Origin of the sequence: Salinivibrio sp. PR919, assembly GCF_001995355.1 — a bacterium.
In the GTDB taxonomy this organism is placed as follows: domain Bacteria; phylum Pseudomonadota; class Gammaproteobacteria; order Enterobacterales; family Vibrionaceae; genus Salinivibrio; species Salinivibrio proteolyticus.
Window position 1 is genome coordinate 1 of sequence record NZ_MUFL01000135.1, and the last position, 4,490, is coordinate 4,490.

Here is a 4,490-nt window from a genome sequence, read left to right on the forward strand (position 1 = left end):
GCAAGGCACCGAGAGAAAAGTCGAGATAGGAAACAAGATATTCGTGTGATCACTAAGGGTTGAGGGAGTTTGGTATGCTCAACCCTTTTGAAACATAATGTTATTGGTGCGCTAACGCCAAAAACGCCTCAACCTCTGCACGAGAAGGAATCGAGGTTTGTGCGCCACGCTTTGTCACGGATAATGCCGCCGCGGCATGCGCAAAGCGAATTGCCTGATAAAGTGTCTGTCCCTCTATCAGTCCTGTCACCAATGCCCCATTAAAGGTATCGCCCGCGGCTGTGGTATCGACGGCATCGACACGGAACCCAGGAATAAGCTGGCCCGCTTGTTCGCCTTTTTCACTCAGCCACACGCCTTGTTTACCGAGAGTGATCAGGACAATCCCTACCCCTTTTTCATGGAGCACGTCCGAAGCCGCTTGCGCACTGGCAGTGTCAGTTACCGCGATACCGGTCAGGCTTTGGGCTTCTGTTTCATTCGGGGTAATAATATCGACTGCAGCAAGAAGCGCGTCGCTCAGCGGTGCGGCAGGGGCGGGATTAAGCACCACCTGTGTCTTTGCCGCTTTGGCATGAAACGCCGCCTTTTCAATGCCGCACATCGGTGTTTCTAACTGCATCAGTAAATAGTCAGCGTCGGCGATTTTAGTGAGATCATCGCTGATGGTCTCCGCTGTCAGAGTCGCATTGGCTTCTGCCGAGAGTGCAATACTGTTCTCACCTTGATCAGTCACTTGGATCATCGCAATCCCGGTCGGCGTATCAGGCTGTACCTTTATCGCACTGACATCCATCCCCTCTTGCGCATAAGACTGACGAATCTGCTGGCCAAAAGCGTCTTCACCCACACTGGCAATAAAGGCAACATCAGCACCGCAACGCACCGCCGCGACCGCTTGATTGGCCCCTTTCCCACCGGCAATTACGGCATAATCGTGGCCGTGTAATGTCTCGCCCGGACGCGGAAAGTGAGGGACACGTAAAACATGATCAGCATTGACGCTGCCAAGAACAACCAATCGGCTCATTACTCTTCCTTACCGTTTTTAATCAGGTGTGTGCGCAATTAATTCACCCAGTGATGTCACTATTTATATTTTTATGACATGTATATAGACAGGGTGTCTAACCACACTTGCAATGCGTGTTGTATGGTATCAAAAACGACGATAGAAAGGCTTTTCATCATACCAATTAAGTGCAACACTCAAGCCAACAGAAAAACAGCTAGCTGTCATACGATACCCAAACCACTTGGAGTGGCAGGTAAGCGGTGAGAGCCCCATAAGCATAGGCCAGCAATGTGATTGGGAAGGGAACGCACGCAACCAGTACCGCTGTCGCTTCAAGCAGGAGAGAGTGACCACAATTTTAATTTTCAGCGTATGCGCATAACAGGAGAACACGCATTGCCGTACTTTTCTCGACAAACACTCATTAATTTTTTGTGTTTCGCTTACTTTGCGACACTGCTTGCCACACCAGATTCATATAAGTACATCGCGATTTTATTGGCCCTTACCGCCTTAGCCCTACTACCAAGGACTTATCGATTCCTTAAAAGCCCGCCGGCTCTACTCGTGACGGCGTCTTTTATGTTGTACTTTTTGGTTACTCTGGCGTTCGCAGTACCAAGTGGACAGTACGAGCAGCTCGATATGCCGAGCCGTGTTTTATTGGCCGTAATAATTTTTGCGTGCTTACTGAGGTATCCACCCTCGCTCAAGGCCGTTTTATATGGCTGCAGCATTGGAGCTTCTGTGGTTGGGGTTATTGCCCTCTATCAACATTACGGAATGGGGATCCGTGCACTGTCTAGCGGTGGATTCATGTCCATTCAGGTCGCTGGCATGGCGGCAAGCTTAAGTGTGTTTAGCATTTTTGCTTATATTTTTGGCTGCCAGCGTTCGTTGCCTGTTTTAAAAAAAATCGCCTTTGTCGGTATCACCTTGGGATTTGTGGCGACATTGCTCAGTGGCGGCCGTGGCGCATGGGTTGTGACACCATTCGTGGCGCTATGGGCGGTCATTTATTATCGAAACACCTTTAACCGTCGCGATTATATGGCGATGGCAGCAAGCGTCACTCTGATTGTAGTTACCGCTATCGTGCCCGCCTTGCATCGAGCAGGCTTGGTCTTTTCCGATCTCGATCAATATCAAACTGTAAAAAGTGTTGAGCTGGCTACCGAGCAAGCACCTGAAATGAAACCCAAAATAAAAACATCTTCGGGAACTCGTGTAGAATTGTGGCGAACTGCATGGCTGTTGTGGACAGATAACCCATTGACAGGAACCGGTTACGATCGATTTACCGAGAAAAAACAGGATTTGGTTGACCAACGTATTGTTGACCCAGTCGTTATGCTATTTAGCCGCGCACACAACCAGTTGCTAGAAGAGTTGCAAATAAAAGGGATAATTGGCGGTTTAGCTCTGGTATTTTTACTCTTAGCCCCTTGGGTGGCTACGAAAAAAATACAATGTAAACCTCATTCTGATCAAGGTTTTGCCTGCGTTGTTTTACGTTGTCACATTGTGCTAATTGCCGGATACATGCTCACCCAGCACTATATTAATCACCATTCAGGGATTCTATTTTTCACACTCGGCGTGGTGATCTTTGCAAGCATGGCGTTGAGACTAGAAAGGTCCTAGGGAGAATAATACGGAATACAGAGCACAAAGAGCAAGAGCGCCGATGCGGGTGCGAGGCGGCTTTTACCGGCTCTTCCTATTTACTCCCGTGTTCCGTACTCTGTAAATATTACTGACTCAATACCGATAAAAAATTAGGCAACATCACCATGAATGTACTCGTCACCGGTGGCACGGGATATATTGGCAGCCATACCTGTATTCAACTTATCCAACAAGGTTACTCACCTGTTGTGGTCGATAACCTTTGTAATAGCAAAAAAGTCGTGCTTGATAGGATTGAGCAAGTGTCCGGCGTTCGCCCTATTTTTATCCAAGGGGATATACGCGACGATGCTTTCTTAAAGTCTGTGTTTGATGAATACACCATCGACAGCGTGATCCATTTTGCAGGGCTAAAAGCGGTCGGCGAGTCGGTTGAAAAGCCACTCAAATACTACGACAACAATGTGTCTGGCACCTTACGTCTGGTGCAAACCATGGAAGCTGCGAATGTTAAATCGCTTATTTTTAGCTCTTCGGCTACCGTTTATGGCGACCCTGCGTCAGTGCCGATTAAAGAGAATTTTCCCACCTCAGCGACCAATCCCTATGGGCGCAGCAAATTAATGGTGGAAGAATGCCTCCGGGATTTTCAACACGCAAACCCGGATTGGAGTATCACTCTGTTACGTTACTTTAATCCTGTTGGCGCGCACACATCGGGACTGCTCGGAGAGGATCCACGTGGTACGCCGAATAATCTGCTGCCTTTTGTTGCTCAAGTGGCAGTGGGACGACGCCAAAAGCTGGGGATATTTGGTAACGATTATCCCACCCCCGATGGTACTGGCGTACGCGACTATATTCATGTGGTTGATCTTGCTGATGGCCATTTAGCGGCACTAGAAAAAATGGCCCATCAACCCGGCACCCACATTTTTAATCTCGGCACTGGCCAAGGTAAGAGCGTGTTAGACATGGTATATGCGTTTGAGCGTGTTGCCGAGCGCCCCATTCCCTATGAATTCAAACCGCGACGCGCGGGTGATGTTGCCGAATGCTATGCTGACCCAACTTATGCTGAGGCTATATTGGGCTGGAAGGCCAAGAGAGGGCTTAATAGCATGGTTGAGGACACGTGGCGCTGGCAGTCGAATAACCCGGATGGATATGGGGACTAGAGACTAGAAAGATTCTAGGGCCTAGGATCCTAGGTCCTAGGTCCTAGGGCCTAGGGCCTAGGGAACAGAATACCGATGACAGAGTACAGAAAGAGCAAGAGCGCCGATGCGGTTGCGAGGCGGATCTCCCTGCTTTACCGCACATTTAAGATGAAATATCTGTGATGTATACGGTATTTATTTTACTTCTCGGTGTTTAGCTATTAGAGTTTACTAGTGTCTGCGTTTGCAGACGTTTTTGTATTAATGCAAAAATCATGGAGAGACAAATGAAGAAAATTGCAACAGGCTTGATTGCTATGCTGTTCGCTGCAAGCACAATGGCCGCAACCGAGGCGGCACCGGGTGCTGCAAGCGGTAGTGGTGCGAGCGCAGGTGCCGGTGCGAGCGCGGGTGCCGGTGCGAGCGCAGGTGCTGGCGCTGCGGGCGCAGGTGCGGCGGGTGCTGCAGCTGCCGGCGGTGTTGCAGCTGGTACCGTTGCTGCCGGTGTTGCGGCGGCGGCTGCCGTAGGTGCTGCTGTCGCAGCTGCGAGTAATGATGACAACGATGCGTCAAACTCTACCTCATTAAGCGCTGGACAGTAATCGCTGAGGTTCGAAACGGTGGCTATAGGTAAACCTATAGCCATTTTTCTATCACCGCCACGCCGCCCAACCACCACTTATGAC

The 4,490-nt window shown here is 49.6% G+C and carries 4 protein-coding genes; 3 read left to right on the forward strand and 1 reads right to left on the reverse strand.

The annotated features are described in order from the left end of the window. Positions 1-100: 100 nt before the first annotated feature. Positions 101-1,030 (reverse strand): ribokinase, encoded by a 930-nt coding sequence (gene rbsK, locus BZG83_RS15875; protein ID WP_077481997.1) that lies wholly within the window; start codon positions 1,028-1,030, stop codon positions 101-103. A 381-nt stretch (positions 1,031-1,411) separates the two neighbouring features. On the opposite strand from rbsK, the gene BZG83_RS15880 reads away from it, so the two are divergent. The 3 genes from BZG83_RS15880 to BZG83_RS15890 all read left to right on the forward strand — a co-directional run bounded on the left by BZG83_RS15880 (position 1,412) and on the right by BZG83_RS15890 (position 4,406). Further along, on the forward strand, positions 1,412-2,659 hold the full coding sequence (locus BZG83_RS15880; protein WP_158074983.1) for an O-antigen ligase family protein: 1,248 nt from the start codon (positions 1,412-1,414) through the stop codon (positions 2,657-2,659). A 149-nt stretch (positions 2,660-2,808) separates the two neighbouring features. Then, positions 2,809-3,822, forward strand: a complete 1,014-nt coding sequence (gene galE / locus BZG83_RS15885; protein WP_077482001.1) for a UDP-glucose 4-epimerase GalE — start codon at positions 2,809-2,811, stop codon at positions 3,820-3,822. Positions 3,823-4,091: 269 nt separating this feature from the next. After that, positions 4,092-4,406 carry a hypothetical protein gene (locus tag BZG83_RS15890; RefSeq protein WP_077482003.1) on the forward strand — a complete coding sequence of 105 codons (315 nt, stop codon included), beginning with the start codon at positions 4,092-4,094 and terminating at the stop codon, positions 4,404-4,406. Positions 4,407-4,490 lie beyond the last annotated feature (84 nt).

Excerpts from the sequence above, each read along its gene's own strand:
- rbsK (WP_077481997.1), bottom strand. The coding sequence starts at position 1,030 with ATGAGCCGATTGGTTGTTCTTGGCAGCGTCAATGCTGATCATGTTTTA.
- galE (WP_077482001.1), top strand. The coding sequence starts at position 2,809 with ATGAATGTACTCGTCACCGGTGGCACGGGATATATTGGCAGCCATACC.
- BZG83_RS15890 (WP_077482003.1), top strand. The coding sequence starts at position 4,092 with ATGAAGAAAATTGCAACAGGCTTGATTGCTATGCTGTTCGCTGCAAGC.